Origin of the sequence: Antarcticibacterium sp. 1MA-6-2 (assembly GCF_021535135.1) — a bacterium.
In the GTDB taxonomy this organism is placed as follows: domain Bacteria; phylum Bacteroidota; class Bacteroidia; order Flavobacteriales; family Flavobacteriaceae; genus Gillisia.
The window spans coordinates 3,391,414-3,410,518 of the sequence record NZ_CP091036.1; the positions used below are offsets into that span (position 1 = coordinate 3,391,414).

Sequence of the window (19,105 nt, forward strand, 5' to 3'; positions counted from 1 at the left end):
AATAGGGAAAAGAAAAATTTCTGACTAAGATTGTAAGGGTAATTACATTTTCAGGTAAAATTCCTTTACAAGCTCAGTATACTCAGGAGTGTATTCGTGTCTTGAAATCTCGAGGACGAGTTCGTTTTCATCTACTTCAGAATTGGTAAAGGAGAGTTGAAGGAGGCTTCTCTTAATAGAGGAATCTTTGTTCCCGCGAACCCGCGTAATCCTGTTCGGGTACAAATTGACATCTTCACAGAGCTGAAGGAACTTTTCTTCTTCAGAAAAAGGAATAACTACGGAAAAGCTCCCATTATCAGATAATAAGCCGGAAGCATATTCGACAAGCTCTTCAAAGGGCAGGGAATTATAAAACCTCGCTTTCTCCCGCGCATTTGCTGAGAATTCTTCAGAATCATTTTTTAAAACAGGAAGTTCAAAAAAAGGAGGATTGGATAAGATGAGGTCGTATTTCTCTTCATCCATTTCTTCTGAAAATTCCTCCAGACTTGCATGATAGCAAAACAGCCAGTCTCCCCAGGGAGAATTCTCGAAATTTTCCACACATTGCTCATAGGCGTCTTCGTCCAGTTCCAGTGCATCTATTGTTTCTGCATCTGTTCTTTGAGCGATCATTAAAGCTATTACTCCGGTACTAAGCACCAATATCCAAAACAGAAGCTGTATTCTCCACATTTGCCCATGCTCCCAGAAGAATGCCATCTGTACCAATTTTCATTGCGGTACGATCCTGTTCTACTGTAAACTGTTTAAATTTGAAAGGCTTGGACATAAAAAAGTATTGAGTATTGAGTAATGAGTATTGAGTAAAAATAACAGGGAAGTTAGAAACAGTTTTAAAGGATAAATTCTCAGTCCCCCTCGTATGTTTGAATCTTGATTACTATTTCAAATATAAGATTTTGTTAGTAGAGATTATCTTGGTTATTTTAATTATAACTAAGGAAGGAACAGGATTAGCAACTCCCCCTAGATAACTCTTTTGATGTATATCGACCCGAAGATTTTGCTCCTGTTTCTTTTCTTCTCAAAATCTGAATAGTATCTAGGGAACTTGTATATCACTTGTATCCCGTATAATTACGAGGAAAGATAAAAAGAAGAATTCCTTTAATTTAAAAAACCTTTTATGAAAAAGCTTGTGGTTGGCATTGATATCTCTATGAATGATTTTCATGCCTGTATTAAATTAAGAACAGAAAATGATGTTATTAAGATTAAAGGCACCCGTACTTTTGAAAATACAGAAAAAGGATTCCAGGAATTCTATTCTTGGGCTTTAAAACAGCAAAAGAATAATTATTCTCTCAAGTTCGTAATGGAGGCCACAGGGATCTATTATGAGAATCTGGCATATTTTCTATATGCTAATGACCAGAATGTATCTGTAGTGCTGGCTAATAAAATCAAGAACTACGCTAAGAGCCTTAATATCAAAACAAAAACAGACAAGGGTGACTCAAAGATGATTACCGGTTTTGGAATAGAAAGAAAACTGGAAGAATGGCAACCAATGTCCCCAGGCTATAAAGATCTTAGGGATCTATGTAGAGAACTTCTTAGTATTAAAAAAGAAAAGCAACGAGCCCAATCGCAACTTCATGCCCTTGAAAAGTCTCATAGAAAGCTGGAAGTCGTTTTAAAATTAAAGAGAGAACAAATTGAATTCTTTGAAAAAGCCATTAAGCTCATTAAAAAAGATATTAAAGCCAAGGTAAATCAGGATGTGGTTTTAAAAGAGAAAATAAGAAAAATAAAAACCACCCCAGGATTAGGGTTTGAAACAGCAGTGATTTTAGTATGTGAAACAAATGGATTTGCTCTTTTTAATAACATTAGCCAATTGGTAAGCTATGCGGGATTAGATGTAACACAAAATGAGTCTGGAAAATATAAAGGAAAAACAAGAATCTCAAAACGAGGTAACACAAGGATACGCCAGGCTTTATATATGCCTTCTATGAGTGCTGTTCAAGCTAATGAGCCTATTAAAAAATTATATGAAAGAGTGAAAGAGAGAAATCCAGATATTAAAAGAAAAGGCATAGTAGCCGGAATGAGAAAATTATTGATCCTTGCCTATACCCTCTGGAAAAAAGATGAAGAATATAGAAAGGATTATGACTGGACCCAATCAAAAAAAGAAAATAAAAGTATAAACCAAATTCCAAAAAAAGCGGAGCCCAAAGCCCCGCACTAGATAGACTTCGAATCAACGAATTGACCGAAGCCTTCTTTTAAACAAAATTAAAAAAAAGAAGAGATAATCTCTATATAATTAGGAATTCACCATAGTATCTTCGGGGGCCGGGGGCTTATAAGTAAATTTCAATCAATCCCGGGGGAGTGTCAAAGAAAATGACTTTGTTCTTCTTATCAACTTTTGATATAAAGTCATCATTTACAGGAATAAGAATTTCTTTGCCGTCGTGGTCTATTTCAAAAAGAGGCTGGGCCCTGTTATCATTGATGCTTTTTATAATACCCATTTTTCCGAAGTTAACATCTTCAGCTGTGAAGCCTATGACTTCATGGAAATAGAACTGATCTTCGTCAAGTTCGGGAAGTAAGGAAAGAGGTAAGTAAAGGTCGCATTGCATAAGATCATCGGCATCTTCCTCTGTGTTTACATCTTCGAATTTTGCACGTAGAAGATCGCTCTTGTGCAGGGAACTTTTTCAATAAAAAATGGAACCAGATTATCGTTGTAGTCAACGAAAACTGATTCCATTCCTGTGTAAGCTTCGGGTTCATCGGTATCAAGTTTAATCAATACCTCCCCTTTAAAACTGAATTTACTAACGATTTTCCCTAAATAGAAACATTCTTGTTTAAGCATCGTTAAAAGTAAATTACTTCATGTTTTCGCCAGCCTGCTTTTCGTCTGTACTTGCTTCAGTAGCAGTTTCAGCGTCTACCTGCTTTTCAACATTAGCTTCTGGTTCACCTTCTTCGGTTTTTGCAGCAGCTTCGTTAGCGGCAGCTTCAGCTTCTGCAGCTGCATTAGCTTCAGCCTCACGCTTAGCGTTAGCTTCTTTTTCAGCATCAAGGGCTTTCTTACGGGCAGCTTCCTGCTCTTTGTTCAAGCCTTCTTTTTTAGCTGTTACTTTGTTTTCTTTTTCTTCCAACCAGGCATTGAATTTCTCATCAGCTTGCTCTTCAGTAAGGGCGCCTTTTCTCACACCACTAAGCAAGGTGATGCTTAAGAAGAACTCCTTTGTAAGAAAGAATTGCACGGGCAGTATCTGTTGGTTGTGCTCCGTTTTGTAGCCATTTTACGGCACCGTCTACATCTAAATCAATAGTTGCAGGATTTGTGTTCGGGTTGTAAATACCTATTTTGTCAAGGTATTTTCCGTCGCGAGGTGCACGTGCATCAGCAGCAATAATCCAGTAAAATGGTTTCCCTTTTTTACCGTGTCTTTGTAATCTTATTTTTACAGGCATAAAAATTAATTTGTGAGGTTCACGACCTCGATTATTAATAAGTGTGCAAAGATACTATATTTCTTTTTACTGAAGCATAATTTGTTGATCTAAAGAAAAATAGTTCTTTTCTTTATTTGGGTCATCTGCAGCTGCTTCAAATATCTCTCTGGTGATTACTATTTCTTCCTGTTAAAAGCCGTTAATTACTACTAAAGCCTGTTAAATGAATTGATTTCGTGTCTTTTAGCGCGTACTTTTAAAGAAGGAAATAAAACTAATAATTATATAATATATATATCATGAAGTATTCAGAAAAAATTGCTAATAAGCTGAATGACCTGCTGGAAAAGAATTATGACACTGAAAAGAGTTATAAATATGCAGCAGAAAATGTAAATGACCCTCAACTGAAGTCTTATTTCAATGAAAGAGCACAGGAGAGATATGATTTTGGTCACGAACTAAAATCGGAAATCAGAAATTTTGGTGAAAGCCCGGACAAAGGTAGTAGCCTGGAAGGAGATGTACAAAGATCCTGGATGAACCTGAAAACCACATTTTCCGGAAATAAAGAAGAGGCGGTACTTGAAGAAACCGTGAGAGGAGAAAAAGCGGCTGTAGAGGAATATAACAATGTCCTACATTCGCCTGAAATTCCGCCCTCAACACAGAATATCCTTATGAAACAACGCAATGCTATTACTGCAGCTCTTAATAAAGTGAAATCACTTGAGCAAAGAGCTTGATAGAAAGCCTTTAAGATTGAATTAGCTAAAACCTTTGGGGTTGTGCTTTACCGCACTACCCCAAAGGTTTTTTTTAAGTAATCGGTTCTTTGGTCTATTAAATCTTTGTCCAATCTTTTATTTCTTTTAAGAACGATCTACTGCTTATAAGTTTGGTTTGGTTTTTATCATTCAAAATAAAGGAAAACCTGCTATTGAAATAAGTGTGGATTTCTTTTATATAGTTTGAGTTTATAATTAAAGAACGGTGAATCCTTTTATAATCCTGGGGGAGCAAATTCTCAAATGCCTGTAGACTTTGTTCAGAAAGATGCTCATCACCATTTCTCATGTAAATTTTCACATATTTATCTTCGGCTTTAAAATAAACAACCTCTTTTAATTTCAGGAAAAACATTTTTTTGCCACTTTTCACCGTTAGTGAGGTGACTTCTTTTTTTGTTTCCTTTTGTTCGTAAAACCTTAAAAAATTTAGGATTTCCTTGTTGTTCAAACCCGGGTGGTGCCTTTCCAGTTTCAAAATGCTCTGGCCCAGACGTTCCTCTTTTAAGGGCTTTAACAAGTAATCGATACTGTTGGTTTCAAAGGCGTGTAAGGCATATTCATCATAAGCGGTGCAAAAAATGTTAAGCGGGACTTTTTCCAATTTTGAAATTATTTCAAAACCAGTCATACCAGGCATCTGTATATCCAAAAAAATAAGGTCTGGATTACATTTCTTAATTTGGTTAAGGCCATCGTTGCCGTCAATTGCGGTGCCAATAATTTCAATTTTATCCGAATGTTTTGATAGCAGCTTTTGGAGGCGTAACCTCGCTGGTAGTTCATCTTCAATGATCAAGGTCTTAAATACCATTTTGTTTCTTTAATTTTGTTATAGGAATGCTTACCCAAACCCGTTTCTCTGGCTGGTTATCCAGGGAAAGCCCAGCTTTATCTTTGTAGGTGAGATTTAAAATGTCAAATATACTTTGTAATCCGTAGCCCCTTACGCTGTCTTCAGGAAAAGCAGGTCCATTGTCATAGACCGAAATTTCCATTTGATCGTGGTTTTGAACAACTTCAAGCTTAATTTTTCCTGTTTCTGTCAGGTTTGATATTCCATGTTTTATGGCATTTTCAATCAATGGCTGAATAATATTTCTTGGAATAAGGTATTGCAGTAAGGTGTCATCAACGTCTACCTTGTAGTCGAGCCTGTCATCAAACCGGATCTGTTCTATTTTAAGATAGGCTTCCACTGCTTCTATTTCTTCCTGAAGCGAACAGTAGGGTTCATTTTTCCTGTTGAGATTATGCCTGAATAGATCAGAAAGGGAAATCGCCATTCTTTCTGTTTTATCTGCATCTATGTGCGCCAAACTAAGCGATAGAATTTAATGAATTGTAGAGAAAGTGTGGGTTAATACGTGCGTGAAGGGAAGCAACTTCAGCTTCGGCTTTTGAAGCCGACAGATAACTCAACTGAAGGTCTTTTTCTGAGATCAGATTTTCATTCTTTTCTTGGAAATAAAGAAATGCACTCCTGGCGAAAGAGGCTATTATAAAGATAAGAGTAACTAAGTAAAATTATATCTTCGGTCTGATTGAATGCATAATTATTTCCTTTAAGAAAGAAAAAAAGGGTGACTCCATATAATATTAAAAAACAAACTGCAATTTGGATACTAAACCTTATGAAGGATTTCAGGAAAAGGTTTTTAATTGTAGCTAAAGTGAGTTTTTCTGTAAAATAGAGAATAATCCCAATTAAAGATATAATTAATGTACTGACGAGAATAAAAACAATTGTCGTATAATCAAAATTGGTGTTATTTTCTCTTAAGTAGTCTGTAGATAATACAGGTGTACTGAGATAAATTATAAATGCAATTACAAGGACTATTCCTAAGTATGTTGAATTAAGAAAATATCCAATTAAGGATTTTGTGTTTTTTCTTGAAAAAAGTATCTTATATCCAATAAAAAGAGTGATTAAAAAGTAAAATATAAAGATTAAAATTTTTAATACTCTAGTGTTCTCTCCTCCAAACTTCCAGTTTATATACTGCCAAAAATTGAATTCTTGCCTTACATATTCTTCTGCTTTGTTTCTTAAATTTGGGGAGTAAATTTGATCTATTATGTAATTGTCGTATTCTTTCGTTTTTGAATACTGAGTGTTATGCACATCTTTATGCATAAAGAAATTTAGCAGTACACTATTATAATCAATATATTCTTCACTATATTCTCTTATTAAGTTTTGCCTATATTTTAATCCGGCAACTAATCCTATCACAGCCGAATTTCTAATCATATTTTCCCTCAGATTTTCTGGTGCAACAAGATCAAAATGCTGAGATTCTATTTCATTATTGTAATTTCCTTTTCTATTAGCAATTTTAGTGTCGTGATTCCATCGAATTTTTATAGAATCAGTAGCTTTCGGGTAACTTATGTTTATTATAAAATTCGCTGATTTTTCATCTTTTGCGTAATAAACGTTTTGGGGTATTACAGAGTCTAAAACAGGTATTAATCCCTGAAGCATTAAGCTGTCATTTGCGGTCGCATTTTTAATATAATAGCCAATATCATCATAAAATACTTCCGCTCCTTGGAACCACTTGGAACTTTGTGAAAAATAAGTCTTTAAAATAAAATTCCACGCCTCCTCTTTCTGTTCTTCGGTAAGATCAATTTCTGATTGGCTAAAAGACTGGGTCCAGCAACTAAGGCAAAGGACAACTAGTAATAGTTTTTTCATTGTGGTAAAGATTAGAAAGTTCGTTGTGTAGAGCAAATAAACTTTCTAAGTTGGGTTAACTAAAGAGTTTTCCGACGGAATGCAATATAATCTGACGGGATGCAAAATCAGCGTTAATAACTGGTGAAAAATTGTCTTTAACTCACCTCAAAATATCCTTATTTTAGCACGATAAGATGAAGCTGCAACTTGCCTTCCTCTTTTGCACTACTTAAAAAAATTGCCTCAATGTACCTTATTTTTGACACAGAAACTACCGGTTTACCAAAACGCTGGGATGCACCATTAACTGATTTTGACAATTGGCCCCGGTGTATTCAAATCGCCTGGCAGGTGCATGATGCAATGGGAAACCTCATTGAAAACCAGGATTTTCTTGTCAAACCTGAAGGTTACAACATTCCTTTTGATGCCGAGAAAGTGCACGGTATTTCAACTGAACTTGCCGAAGAACAGGGTGAAACTTTAAGTGAAGTGCTTGACAAATTCCAGGAGGCATTAAAAAAATGTAAATTTATAGTAGGTCAAAATGTAGGTTTTGACATTAATATTATGGGAGCAGAGTTCCTTAGGGAGCAAAGGAAAAATCTATTACAGCAGTTTCCTGTCCTCGATACCTGTACTGAGAAGACTGCCGAATTTTGCCAACTCCCGGGTGGAAGATACGGGCGTTTTAAACTGCCAACTCTTACCGAACTCCACAAAGCTCTGTTTTCTGAACCTTTTGCTGAAGCTCATAATGCTACCGCAGATGTCGAGGCAACTACTCGTTGTTTCCTCGAATTGATTAGGAAAGAAATTTTCACAAAAGAAGAGCTGGATGTACCTGTAGATTATTTCAGAAATTTTTCTGAAGCGAATCCGCAAAAAATTAAATTGATAGGCTTAAAGCATATCAATCTTAAAAAAGCTTCCGCAGAAATAAGGGAGAAACTTCAGAAGTTAAATGCTCCCGATAAAATATCTACTGCAGAAATAAGGGAAAACCTGGAAAAGCTGGATGAGGTCAAATTCTCTCATTTACACAACCATTCCCAGTTTTCCATTTTACAATCTACGATTAGTATCCCCGATCTTGTTGAGGCTGCGGGTAAAGAACAAATGCCTGCAGTTGCGATTACCGATCATGGAAACATGATGGGTGCTTTTCACTTTGTAAAAGAAGTAGGGAGTTACAACAAAGCGGTCAAAGCCCGTAATGAAGCTGCGCTGGCAAAAAATGAAGTTCCGGTAGCAAAGGAATTAAAAGCTATAGTGGGTTGTGAATTTTTTGTTTGCGAAGATCATTTTGATAAATCGCGTAAAGACAATGGGTACCAGGTAGTATTACTGGCCAGGACCAAAAAAGGATATCACAACCTCGCAAAAATGGCTTCTATAGCTTATATCGAAGGTTTCTATTATGTTCCCAGAATAGATAAAGAAGTCATTAAAAAATATAAAGAAGACATTATTGTCCTTACCGGAAACCTTTATGGTGAGGTTCCGGGAAAGATCCTCAATGTCGGCGAAAACCAGGCTGAAGAAGCTTTGCTTTGGTGGAAAGAAACTTTTGGAGAAGACCTTTATATCGAATTGATGCGGCACAATCAGGAGGAAGAGAATAGGGTAAATGATGTTCTTATCCAGTTTTCCAAAAAGCACGATGTGAAGCTGATTGCTACCAACAACACCTACTACTGTTCGCAGGAAGATGCAAATGCCCACGATATCCTTTTGTGTGTAAAAGACGGGGAAAAGCAGGCAACTCCAATTGGTAGGGGTAGAGGTTACAGGTATGGACTTCCAAACAGCGAGTATTACTTCAAAAGTGACTCTGCAATGAAGTCGCTCTTTAGGGATTTACCGGAAGCTATTTCTAATATTCAGGAAATCGTCGATAAAATTGAGCCTTATGAGCTGGCCCGAGATGTATTATTACGACTTTTGATATTCCTGCGGAATTCCTGGTGGAAGATGACAAACTTGATGGTGGGAAACGTGGTGAAAATGCCTACTTAAAACATCTCTCTTACGAAGGTGCCAAAAAACGCTATGGTGAAATAACCGAAGATATTAAAACTCGTTTGGATTTCGAGCTTTCGGTCATTGAAAACACCGGGTATCCGGGTTACTTCCTCATTGTGGAAGATTTCATAAGAGCAGCCAGGGAGATGGATGTCTCAGTTGGTCCGGGAAGAGGATCGGCGGCAGGTAGTGTGGTAGCCTATTGTCTCTGGATTACAAATATAGATCCAATCAAGTACGACCTGCTTTTTGAGAGATTCCTTAATCCGGACAGGGTGAGTATGCCTGATATTGATATTGATTTTGATGATGAAGGCCGTAGCCGCGTAATGGACTATGTGATCAAAAAATACGGTTCCAATCAGGTGGCGCAGATCATCACCTACGGAACAATGGCTGCAAAATCATCGATAAGAGATACCGCAAGAGTACTGGATCTTCCGCTTAATGAAGCAGATCGTATTTCGAAGCTTATCCCTAATATGTCCAAACTGAATAAGATATTTGGTCTGGAAGAAAAGGAGCTGAAAAAGAAATTCCGAAGTGAAGATCTTGATAAAGTTAACGAGCTGCTAAACATTGCCGATGGGGATGACCTGGAGGCACAAACAGTAAATCAGGCCAGAATCCTTGAAGGATCGGTGCGGAATACTGGTATTCACGCCTGTGGGGTAATTATTACTCCGGGTGATATTACCAATTATGTACCCGTTGCTCTGGCTAAGGATTCAGATCTTTACGTTACCCAGTTTGATAACTCGGTCGTTGAAAGTGCAGGTCTTCTAAAAATGGACTTTTTGGGTTTGAAGACCCTAACTCTTATTAAAGACACGGTTAAAATTGTAAAAGGTCGTCACAATATAACTTTAGATCCAGATAATTTTCCTCTAGATGATGAGAAGACATACGAGCTTTTCCAGAGAGGTGAAACAGTAGGAATATTTCAGTACGAATCTCCCGGGATGCAAAAGCATATGAAGGATCTTAAACCTACGGTTTTTGATGATCTTATTGCAATGAACGCCCTTTACAGGCCGGGACCTATGGAATACATACCCAGCTTTATTGCGCGTAAGCATGGAGATGAAGAGATTTCCTATGATTTGCCCGAGATGGAGGAGTATCTTAAGGAAACCTACGGGATCACAGTTTACCAGGAGCAGGTGATGCTTCTATCCCAAAAGCTTGCAGGCTTTACAAAGGGTGAAGCCGATATGTTGAGGAAAGCGATGGGAAAAAAGCTGGTAGACCTGCTGGCAAAACTTAAACCAAAGTTTATTGAAGGAGGAGAAGCTAAGGGACATCCCAAAGATATTCTTGAAAAGATCTGGAAAGACTGGGAGGCATTTGCATCCTATGCCTTTAATAAGTCCCACTCCACCTGTTATGCCTGGATCGCTTACCAGACAGCTTACTTAAAAGCCCATTATCCTGCGGAATATATGGCGGCTGTCCTTTCCAACAATATGAATGACATTAAGCAGGTGACCTTCTTTATGGAAGAATGTAAGCGAATGAAGCTGAACGTTCTTGGTCCTGATGTAAATGAATCATACTACAAATTCTCTGTAAACAAAGAAAATGCTGTTCGTTTTGGAATGGGAGCTATTAAAGGAGTGGGAGCAGGAGCTGTGGCTACCATAGTTGAAAACCGTAAGGGAGAAAAAGGAGCTTATTCTTCTATTTTTGATATGGCTAAGAGAATCGATCTCAGAGCAGCAAATAAAAAAGCTTTTGAAAACCTCGCTTTGGCCGGAGGTTTTGACGGCTTTAAAAATCACCGTGCTCAATATTTCCACCACGACGGGGATGGGATAAGCTTCCTCGAAAAAGCCATAAAATACGCGGCAAAATTCCAGGAGAGTGAGAATTCGTCGCAGGTGAGCCTCTTTGGCGAAGCCAGCGATGTTCAAATTCCGGAGCCTGCGGTACCTCCCTGTGAAGAATGGGGGACTATGGAGAAGTTAAGGCGGGAAAAAGAAGTTGTGGGAATTTACATTTCAGGCCATCCGCTTGATGATTTTAAAGCTGAAATCAATTACTTCTGTAACGCAAAAGTTTCCGACTTTAATACTTTGGAAAATTTTGTCAATAGGGAGCTGGCTTTTGGAGGAGTTATTTCTGAAGTGCAGCATCGCACCTCAAAAATGGGAAAAGGCTGGGCTGCTTTTACTGTTGAAGATTACTGGGATTCCTATGAGTTCAGGATCTTTGGAGAAGAGTATCTCAAATTTCAGCATTTCCTCGTGCCCAATTCCTTTGTTTTCATTAAAGCTTTAGTAAAAGAAGGTTGGACAAATAAGGAAACCGGAAGTAAGGGAGATCCAAGGCTGCAATTCAATAATTTCCAGCTATTGCACGACGTCATGGACATGTACGCTAGGAAATTGACTATTCAGCTGGACATTAACGACCTGAAATCTGATCAAATAGATTCTTTAAAAGATATTCTTCGCGCGCATCGCGGCGATCACAACCTCAATTTCATAGTATATGAGATGAAGGAAATGGTGAAAGTGAGCATGACCAGCAGGAAACAAAAAGTGAAGATATCCCAGGAATTGCTGAATGCATTAGAAGAGGTTCAGGTGCATTATAAATTAAATTAAACAGGCTCCGGGATAGGGTGGTGCAATAGATTAATAGCCAAAACCTATCTTTAGACTGTAAGAATTGGAAAAAAAATTGACTAATTTTACATATTGAATATAATCGAAAAACAAATATTATGGCTTTAGAGATAACAGACGCTAATTTTGAAGAAACGGTATTAAAGAGTGAAAAGCTAGTTATGGTTGACTTTTGGGCAGCCTGGTGTGGACCTTGTAGAATGGTAGGTCCAATCATTGATGATATTAGCAAAGACTATGAAGGTAAAGCAGTTGTTGGAAAACTCGATGTAGATGCCAACCAGGAATTTGCCGCAAAATATGGAGTAAGAAATATCCCAACCGTTTTGATCTTTCAAAATGGAGAAGTAGTAGGTCGCCAGGTGGGTGTTGCCCCTAAGAATACTTATGCAGATGCACTTGATGCATTGCTGTAGTAAGAGAAATTTACATATAAAAGGCCCGGCACTGCCGGGCCTTTCTGTTTTCAAATAGTTATATTAGTAAAAAAATACCAGACTCTCTAAATTATTCAGGAGAGAGATGAGGCGGCGCCTATGGATCTACAACAGGAAATATATAAGTCTGGCGGATTTGCCAATCTGGAGTTACTTGCCAGGCAGGTAGTGGAAGGTTTTATCTCAGGAATGCACAAGAGTCCCTTTCACGGTTTCTCTGCTGAATTTGCTGAACATAAAATCTATAACAATGGTGAAAGCACGAAGCATATTGACTGGAAACTTTTTGCCAAAACAGATAAGCTTTTTACCAAACGATATGAAGAAGAAACAAATTTGCGATGTCACATAATCATCGACAACTCTTCTTCTATGTTTTATCCGGAAGTAAAGCAACTGGATAGGAATAATCTCAATAAAATAGGATTTTCAGTCCTGGCAGCTGCTTCTCTAATGCAAATTCTAAAGAAACAACGAGATGCAGTAGGTTTGAGCATTTACAGTGATCAATACGAATATTACGCGCCGGAGAAAGGCAGTGAGAGGCATCACCAGATGCTCTTAAATGAATTGGACAAGCTGGTCACCCAACCTAGGCAGACGGTATCTACTGATAGTTTTACATATCTTCATCAAATAGCTGAAAAACTTAAACGTAGGTCTTTAATATTTCTGTTTACAGATATGTTTCAGGAGGATAAGGATGAGAAGGAGCTTTTTGAAGCTTTGAAACATCTTAAGTATAATAAACATGAGGTAGTTCTATTTCATGTAGTGGACAGGCAGAGGGAAATAAATTTTGATTTTGATGATACGCCAAAACGTTTTACAGATGTAGAATCAGGTGCACACATAGACCTTTATGCTGAAAATTTTAGAGATACTTATACTCTCGCGGTTAAAGAATATTTTGCAGCACTTAAATTACAGTGTGCCAAATACAGGATAAAGTACGTAGAAGCAGACGTGGGAGAAAATTTTGAAAAAACATTGACTACCTATCTTGTTGAGAGACAAAAATTTGCCTCTTAGAAGATAATATTCCTGAAACAAAATCTAAAAAAATGTTTGTGTAATATAAAATCTGCTGTATATTTGCCCTCGCAATAAAGCAACGGTCTGGTAGTTCAGTTGGTTAGAATACCTGCCTGTCACGCAGGGGGTCGCGAGTTCGAGTCTCGTCCAGACCGCTTTTTGATTATCAAAACACACTTAAAAACCTCTAAATCAATTATTTAGAGGTTTTTTTATTTGATTTGATATCAAATAATACCAAATAAATGTAAGTAATTGGTGCTCAATTCGGTGAGCATTTTTCCCGCCAAAAAATGCTCACCAGAATCTTCCTAAAGCACTGTTAATTAATGCGTTGCACGATTCCTTTAACAATTTCAAGGCCCTTCTTTTTGTACCTTTCGGTGAGCATTTTAAAACTGTCACCTATGGCTTCTTTATTTTCAATTTTATTTTACCCAAAACATAGAGCTTCAGATTCAGACGAATCTGCTGTTCTTTATACTAGAATTACCTACAAAGGTAAACGAGCGGAGTTCAGTACCAGCCGACGGATCAACCTATCCATCTGGAACAGTAAAAGCGGGAAAGCGCGGGGAACTTCAGAGCAATCAAGATCTGTTAATCGATTTTTAGATAATTTAAAATTAAGCTTATACGATATTCACGACAGACTTTTAAGAGAAGATCGTAGCATTTCAGCCAGTATAATTAAGGATATCCATCTTGGAAAAGAAGAGAAACAGTATATGCTGCTGGAAATCTTTCAGGATCATAATGATCAAATGGAGAAATTAATAGGGAAAGGATATACCAAAGGAACTTTACAGCGGTACAATGCCTGTAAGCAACATATTGAAGATTACCTGGCTTTCAGGGGAAAGGCGAAAGATATTCCCGTAGAAGATGTGGATCATAAATTTATTACAGGATTCGACCATTTCTTACGATCAGAAAAAGACTGCGCCCACAATACTGCACAGAAGTATATAGTGAATTTTAAAAAGATCATCCGTATCGCTTATGCCAACCAGTGGATAGAGAAAGATCCCTTTTTTCACTGGAAAGGAAGCTGGAAATCTTCTGAAAGGGAATATCTAACTGATGCCGAACTTCAGGAAATGGCTGAAAAAGATTTTGATATTCCCCGACTGGAACTGGTGAGGGATATATTCCTGTTTTGCTGTTATACGGGTTTGGCTTTTGCCGATGTAAAAAAACTTTCTTCAGATGATATTGTCCATAACATAAACGGAAAAAAGTGGATCAAGACAAAAAGGCAGAAAACCAAATCCCTTAGCAGCATTCCTCTACTGGAAATCCCGGAAGCCATAATTGAGAAATATTCAGCTCATCCATATGTGAAAGCCGGAAAAGGAGTGCTGCTAAGGTATTGACGAACCAGAAATCAAACTCCTATTTAAAAGAAATAGCTGACGCTTGCGGCATTAAAAAGAATCTTACCACCCATTTAGCTCGTCACACTTTTGCGACCACTGTAACCCTTTCTAAAGGGGTGCCTATCGAAAGTGTGGGCAAGATGCTGGGTCATCGTTCTCTTAAGACCACGCAGATCTATGCAAAGGTTTTAGATGAGAAAGTTGGTAGAGATATGGAAATTCTGGAGCAGCAAAATAAGAATGTGCAGAAAAAGAAAAAATAAGCATTTTATTTAAGGTAGGGCGACCTGTGTAATAGACACTTATCGTCATTTAAAGTCACTAAGGGTGTTCTTCCATTTGAAGTTTCAGCACGAAAGAGCACCCATAAAAATGGGAGCTCAAAAAGAAGCGGAAGAAGGAGCTTTATTTTCAAGTTCCTTCGGTCAAAAATAAAGCCCCTTCTACTTTTTTAAAAGGTAGAATCGAGGAAGATATAGCTAGTTCATTTCCCCTGTTAGAAAACTTTAACTGCGCCTACTTTTATTACAGCTAGTATTTAAGCGCCCGTTTTTATTCTGATGCGCCTGTTTTTTATGGTCTTGAGAGATTAGAGAATGGCAACATCGTAGGGTATGCTGCCATAAATCCCATTGAAAGTCACTAAAGGTGGCCTGCCATTTGAAGTTTCAGCATGAGCGAGCACCCATAAAAATGGGAGCTCAAAAAGAAGTGGAAGAAGGAGCTTTATTTTCAAGCTCCTTCGGTCGAAAATAAAGCTCCTTCTTCCCATTCTTTTAATTTCAAGAACCTGATATAGAACCTTCTGTCAAATTTATCCTCTTTTGACTTTTTTCTTTGCAATTCCTTTAAAACCTCTATTGAACCAAATTTTACTGTCTATACAAATGATATCATATAAATAGAAAATAATTGGCCTTCCTATTAATTGTGTTTAAATTGTATTATTCGCAATAAAAATAAATGTTTTGTAAATATTCGGTAATCAATTGGTTATTTTACTAAATTTAAATGTTGTTTTGTCAATACATTTAGATTCCATTAAGTGAAAAAACAGGATATATATATTAGAGTTGGAACCCAATATTATAAGCAGGTTAAAATACCTAGTATTTCCGGTCATATAGGTGAATCCTTGGTGCTTTGGAATATTGAAACCATTAGGCAAGATCATGGGAAGACATATCTTGGGGCAATTCCAAAATTTGATGGTTTCACTTGTATTCCAGATCATTTAAATTTTAGATATTCCTACCACAATTTTTACAACACTTATGCACCCCTCAGTCATAAATGGGGTGAAGGTGAATGCCCGGTTTCCTTAAATTTTATAAAGCACATCTTTGGAAGTCATTATGAACTGGGTCTTGACTACCTGCAATTATTGTATGTAAAACCTACCCAGATCCTTCCAATCCTTTGCCTGGTATCCCGGGAACGCTCAACAGGAAAAAGTACTTTTCTAAAGTGGCTGAAATTGATCTTTGAGAACAACCTAAAATATCTCACCAATGACAGCTTTACCAGCCAGTTCAATTCAGACTGGGCCAATAAACTCCTCATTTGTATAGATGAAGTGCTTTTTAATAAAGAAGAACTAACTGAAAGGATCAAATACTTAAGCACTACGAATTTTAATAAACTGGAGGCTAAAGGAAAAGATAAAAGGGAAGTAGAGTTCTTTGGTAAGTTTATCCTATGCAGTAATAATGAAGAAAACTTCATAAAGATCGACCACCACGAAACCCGTTTCTGGGTCATACAGGTGCCTTCCATAACAAAAGAGCAAACAGAATTTCTTGAAGCCCTAGCTGTAGAGATTCCGGCTTTTCTGAATTACCTGAAGAAGCGGAAACTCTCAACTAAACACCAAACCCGTATGTGGTTTTCTGCTGATCAAATAGAAACACCTGCCCTGAAGAAGCTGGTTCAGAACAACCGGAACCGGGTAGAAAGAGAATTAGCTAGGTATTTTTATGATGGTGATGGAAAACCACGACCTGGAGCAGCTCGATCTCTGTCCGCTGGATGCCTTCAATGCCATCAGTAAAACAAGGCTGCGCACCGATCTTACCCAAATAAGAAAGATCCTGAAGAAGGATTGGAAACTAGAGAACCAGCCTAATTCCAATCACTACCGGAAGTTTGTCATCTGGTCGGATGGCAGCACCAATTTTCAGGATGCTAAAGGACGCTATTTCACTATAGATAAAAGTTTCTTGCTGGAGAACTTTGAGGAGGAAAAATTCAGCTGAATTAAATTCTCCAGGGAAAATTGATGAAACGATGAAAAAATGATGACGGGAAACCTTCAGTGTTTGATGAGGGTTTCAGCTGCTGTCATCGAATCATCGAAATAAAAGTTGCTTTTGAAAGAAAAAGTTTAGAGACTATATATTTTTTGATGAATTGATGATAAAGTAAGATAAAACCAGTAATAGCAAGGGTTACGGCTGTCATCATTCTGTCATCAAACTGTCATCAAAATAAAAATGATGAATAAAGAGAAGAGTTGAATGATTCCACACAGAACCGAATTTGGAAATATAAAATGCTGATGAAAACAAAAAGAATAAGCTGTGAAAGCGCTCGTAGCATTTGCATCGTCAAAACTCTTGAGAGGTTGGGCCACTTTCCCAGCCGCATTTCGGAAAAAGAAGCCTGGTTTCTAAGTCCCCTTCGGTCAGAAACCCATGCCTCTTTTAAGGTATCTCTTCCCCTGAACAGGTGGTATGACTTCGGAATTGGAAGAGGAGGAAACGTGATAGATCTGGTATGCCTTGTCTCTAATTGTTCGGTTATAGATGCATTATCCTATCTCTCAGATGAACTTCCGGTATTATCAAACTATGGTAAATACGAATTTAGGGAAAGGAAAACAAAGCCTAAAAATATAGTACTCAGGGTGAAAACAATAGAACATCCCTTACTGAAGAAGTACCTTATTTCCCGAAAAATTTCAATTTCAGTAGCTAAAATCTACTGTAGGGAAATTTGGTTTGAATGCAATGGAAGGATATTCTTTGCCGTGGGTCTTGAGAACCATTTGCTCGGATGGGAGCTTCGGAATTTGTACTCCAAAAGTTCCACCTCACCTAAGAGTTACTCCTATAGGAAGAAGGATAAACAACATCTTGTAGTGTTGGAAGGGATGTTCGATCTCTTATCTCTGGCTATCATATCTCCGGAAGAAGTAGAAAATTCAGATCTGCTGATTCTGAATTCCCTTTCCTTTATTCCTCAGGTTCTACCCCTTTTAGAAAACTACGTTACAATTAGTTTATACCTGGACAGGGATTTTTCAGGTTTAGAAGCCACGGGCAATTTGTTGAGAAGCAGCCCAAAAATCATCGATAGAAGTTCAATTTATACAGGCTTTAAAGACTTAAATGAAAAACTTCTGAATACAAAATGAGTGCAAATAAAAGTTACCTAAAGAGAGTGTTATATTTTTTTGAGTAGCAAAGCAAGATGTGTCATTGTAATGACAATCTTACTTTACGCCCGGAGGTTGCAAAGTTTTTTAAAAATGAAGAGGGAATACATCCAGATCCGTTGCTCGATCTATGAAAAGAAGCTACTCAAAAGAAGGGCGGCCAGGGCAGGAATTTCCCTTTCAGAATATCTTCGTTCCACTGCCTTTGAACGAAATGTTGTAGAACGGATTACTCCGGAGCAGTTGGAATATTACCGGATGCTGGTACAGTATAAAAACAATTTTGCCAGGATCAGCAGTATGTTCAAAAAGCGGGACCCAAAACTGGCTGCAACGGTGGAGAAGCTTGCGGAGGAAATAAGGAGCCATTTAAAAAACTTTAAAAAATGATCGGGAAAGGACATTCCATCTCCAGAACAGGAGCATCTATTGCGTATGGCTGGAACCAGGAGAAAGAAGCTGAAGTTGTACTCAAAGAGTACCTGGCCGGAGATACCCCTGAAGAAATTACTGAAGAGTTTAAGATCATCCAGTCCCAAAACCAACGTTGCATTAATAACACCCTGAGTTTTGTTGTAAGTCCTACCATAGAAGATGGAAAGAACCTAAGCAGGAAAGATCTGGGAGAAGTTGCGAGGCGTTTTTTACAGGAAATGAAACTAACAAACCATCAGGCCATTGCATTTGTACATCGGGACAAACAGCATACGCATATTCATATCTACGTCAACAGGATCAGTCTTACCGGAGAAGTTTACAAAGACAATTTTATTGGAAAGCGGAGCCAGCTGGCTGCAGATAAGGTGGCAAAAGAATTAGGACTTACAAGAGTACGGGAAGTACAAAAGGAAAAGCTTCAGGAGTTAAATGGAATCCGGCAGGAAATTAGAAAGATCCATGAAAAAGTGTTGGGTTCAAGGCCAAAATCACTCGACAGTTATATCAGACAGATGCAAGAGCATAAAGTGAAAGTGATTCCTACTATCAACAAATCCAACGAGCTACAGGGGTTTCGGTTTGAATACAAAGGAGTAAATCTAAAAGCAAGCGAGGTACACCGGAACATGAGTGGCAATAGACTGATTGCTGAAATATCACGGAATAGAAGTTGGACCAGGTCAATTGAAGCGCCCAAAAGCCTGCAGATTCTGGACAAAACAGTACAATTAAGTGCCAGTCTTACAACCAAAATAGGCAAAGAACTCATTAAAGGAGTTATTAAAAGAGCATTGGATACGGGAATTGGTATTTGAC

General features: G+C 37.8%; 15 protein-coding genes, 1 tRNA gene and 4 pseudogenes. 13 read left to right on the forward strand and 7 right to left on the reverse strand.

Annotated elements, in window-relative coordinates; all coding sequences use genetic code 11:
- Positions 1-42 precede the first annotated feature (42 nt).
- Positions 43-775 (reverse strand): annotated as a pseudogene (locus LZ575_RS17360) (tRNA1(Val) (adenine(37)-N6)-methyltransferase).
- A 357-nt stretch (positions 776-1,132) separates the two neighbouring features.
- On the opposite strand from LZ575_RS17360, the gene LZ575_RS17365 reads away from it, so the two are divergent.
- Complete coding sequence (locus tag LZ575_RS17365) at positions 1,133-2,203, forward strand: IS110 family transposase (RefSeq protein WP_235325994.1); 1,071 nt, start codon at positions 1,133-1,135, stop codon at positions 2,201-2,203.
- A gap of 115 nt (positions 2,204-2,318) precedes the next feature.
- On the opposite strand, the pseudogene rimM reads toward LZ575_RS17365, so the two are convergent.
- Both rimM and LZ575_RS17375 read right to left on the reverse strand, forming a co-directional pair.
- Positions 2,319-2,842, reverse strand: a pseudogene (rimM, locus tag LZ575_RS17370) (ribosome maturation factor RimM).
- 13 nt (positions 2,843-2,855) lie between these two features.
- A pseudogene (locus LZ575_RS17375) lies at positions 2,856-3,450 on the reverse strand (30S ribosomal protein S16).
- A 281-nt stretch (positions 3,451-3,731) separates the two neighbouring features.
- On the opposite strand from LZ575_RS17375, the gene LZ575_RS17380 reads away from it, so the two are divergent.
- A complete protein-coding gene (locus LZ575_RS17380) occupies positions 3,732-4,178 on the forward strand; it encodes a PA2169 family four-helix-bundle protein (RefSeq protein ID WP_235325996.1) in 447 nt (148 codons plus the stop codon).
- Positions 4,179-4,275: 97 nt separating this feature from the next.
- Here the strand turns inward: LZ575_RS17380 and LZ575_RS17385 are convergent, their stop codons facing one another.
- Genes LZ575_RS17385 through LZ575_RS17395 form a run of 4 tightly spaced genes read right to left on the reverse strand, consistent with a single transcriptional unit; the run spans position 4,276 to position 6,711 of the window.
- On the reverse strand, positions 4,276-5,034 hold the full coding sequence (locus LZ575_RS17385) for a LytTR family DNA-binding domain-containing protein (protein ID WP_235325998.1): 759 nt from the start codon (positions 5,032-5,034) through the stop codon (positions 4,276-4,278).
- Positions 5,024-5,539, reverse strand: coding sequence for a sensor histidine kinase (locus tag LZ575_RS17390; RefSeq protein WP_255702654.1), 516 nt, complete (start codon positions 5,537-5,539; stop codon positions 5,024-5,026). The genes LZ575_RS17385 and LZ575_RS17390 overlap by 11 nt, the downstream gene beginning before the upstream one ends.
- 1 nt (position 5,540) lies before the next feature.
- Complete coding sequence (locus tag LZ575_RS24360; RefSeq protein WP_409187171.1) at positions 5,541-5,642, reverse strand: sensor histidine kinase; 102 nt, start codon at positions 5,640-5,642, stop codon at positions 5,541-5,543.
- A 28-nt stretch (positions 5,643-5,670) separates the two neighbouring features.
- The gene (locus LZ575_RS17395; protein WP_235326000.1) at positions 5,671-6,711 is read right to left on the reverse strand and encodes a hypothetical protein; all 1,041 of its coding nucleotides are present in this window, start codon (positions 6,709-6,711) and stop codon (positions 5,671-5,673) included.
- Between the two features lie 444 nt (positions 6,712-7,155).
- Here LZ575_RS17395 and dnaE point away from each other — a divergent pair.
- The 11 genes and pseudogenes from dnaE (at position 7,156) to LZ575_RS17450 (ending at position 19,104) form a co-directional block, all read left to right on the forward strand.
- Positions 7,156-11,543: pseudogene (dnaE, locus tag LZ575_RS17400) on the forward strand (DNA polymerase III subunit alpha).
- Between the two features lie 119 nt (positions 11,544-11,662).
- Positions 11,663-11,980 (forward strand): thioredoxin, encoded by a 318-nt coding sequence (trxA, locus tag LZ575_RS17405; RefSeq protein ID WP_235326002.1) that lies wholly within the window; start codon positions 11,663-11,665, stop codon positions 11,978-11,980.
- Between the two features lie 120 nt (positions 11,981-12,100).
- Positions 12,101-13,033, forward strand: coding sequence for a DUF58 domain-containing protein (locus tag LZ575_RS17410; protein WP_235326004.1), 933 nt, complete (start codon positions 12,101-12,103; stop codon positions 13,031-13,033).
- 84 nt (positions 13,034-13,117) lie between these two features.
- Positions 13,118-13,191 (forward strand) — tRNA-Asp (locus LZ575_RS17415).
- A 252-nt stretch (positions 13,192-13,443) separates the two neighbouring features.
- Positions 13,444-14,412, forward strand: a complete 969-nt coding sequence (locus LZ575_RS17420) for a site-specific integrase (RefSeq protein ID WP_235326006.1) — start codon at positions 13,444-13,446, stop codon at positions 14,410-14,412.
- A complete protein-coding gene (locus tag LZ575_RS17425; RefSeq protein ID WP_235326008.1) occupies positions 14,409-14,678 on the forward strand; it encodes a tyrosine-type recombinase/integrase in 270 nt (89 codons plus the stop codon). Before LZ575_RS17420 ends, LZ575_RS17425 begins: the two co-directional genes overlap by 4 nt.
- Positions 14,679-15,460: 782 nt before the next feature.
- Complete coding sequence (locus LZ575_RS17430; protein WP_235326010.1) at positions 15,461-16,465, forward strand: DUF5906 domain-containing protein; 1,005 nt, start codon at positions 15,461-15,463, stop codon at positions 16,463-16,465.
- Complete coding sequence (locus LZ575_RS17435) at positions 16,401-16,670, forward strand: hypothetical protein (protein WP_235326012.1); 270 nt, start codon at positions 16,401-16,403, stop codon at positions 16,668-16,670. The genes LZ575_RS17430 and LZ575_RS17435 overlap by 65 nt, the downstream gene beginning before the upstream one ends.
- 302 nt (positions 16,671-16,972) lie before the next feature.
- A complete protein-coding gene (locus tag LZ575_RS17440; protein ID WP_235326014.1) occupies positions 16,973-17,830 on the forward strand; it encodes a toprim domain-containing protein in 858 nt (285 codons plus the stop codon).
- 114 nt (positions 17,831-17,944) lie between these two features.
- Positions 17,945-18,241, forward strand: coding sequence for a mobilization protein MbpA (gene mbpA, locus LZ575_RS17445; protein WP_235326016.1), 297 nt, complete (start codon positions 17,945-17,947; stop codon positions 18,239-18,241).
- Positions 18,238-19,104, forward strand: coding sequence for a relaxase/mobilization nuclease domain-containing protein (locus LZ575_RS17450; RefSeq protein ID WP_235326018.1), 867 nt, complete (start codon positions 18,238-18,240; stop codon positions 19,102-19,104). The genes mbpA and LZ575_RS17450 overlap by 4 nt, the downstream gene beginning before the upstream one ends.
- The last annotated feature ends 1 nt before the right edge of the window (position 19,105 follow it).

Excerpts from the sequence above, each read along its gene's own strand:
- mbpA (WP_235326016.1), top strand. The coding sequence starts at position 17,945 with ATGAAGAGGGAATACATCCAGATCCGTTGCTCGATCTATGAAAAGAAG.
- LZ575_RS17410 (WP_235326004.1), top strand. The coding sequence starts at position 12,101 with ATGGATCTACAACAGGAAATATATAAGTCTGGCGGATTTGCCAATCTG.
- LZ575_RS17450 (WP_235326018.1), top strand. The coding sequence starts at position 18,238 with ATGATCGGGAAAGGACATTCCATCTCCAGAACAGGAGCATCTATTGCG.
- LZ575_RS17395 (WP_235326000.1), bottom strand. The coding sequence starts at position 6,711 with ATGCTTCAGGGATTAATACCTGTTTTAGACTCTGTAATACCCCAAAAC.
- LZ575_RS17380 (WP_235325996.1), top strand. The coding sequence starts at position 3,732 with ATGAAGTATTCAGAAAAAATTGCTAATAAGCTGAATGACCTGCTGGAA.
- LZ575_RS17385 (WP_235325998.1), bottom strand. The coding sequence starts at position 5,034 with ATGGTATTTAAGACCTTGATCATTGAAGATGAACTACCAGCGAGGTTA.
- LZ575_RS17435 (WP_235326012.1), top strand. The coding sequence starts at position 16,401 with ATGGAAAACCACGACCTGGAGCAGCTCGATCTCTGTCCGCTGGATGCC.
- LZ575_RS17365 (WP_235325994.1), top strand. The coding sequence starts at position 1,133 with ATGAAAAAGCTTGTGGTTGGCATTGATATCTCTATGAATGATTTTCAT.
- LZ575_RS17440 (WP_235326014.1), top strand. The coding sequence starts at position 16,973 with ATGAAAACAAAAAGAATAAGCTGTGAAAGCGCTCGTAGCATTTGCATC.
- trxA (WP_235326002.1), top strand. The coding sequence starts at position 11,663 with ATGGCTTTAGAGATAACAGACGCTAATTTTGAAGAAACGGTATTAAAG.
- LZ575_RS17420 (WP_235326006.1), top strand. The coding sequence starts at position 13,444 with ATGGCTTCTTTATTTTCAATTTTATTTTACCCAAAACATAGAGCTTCA.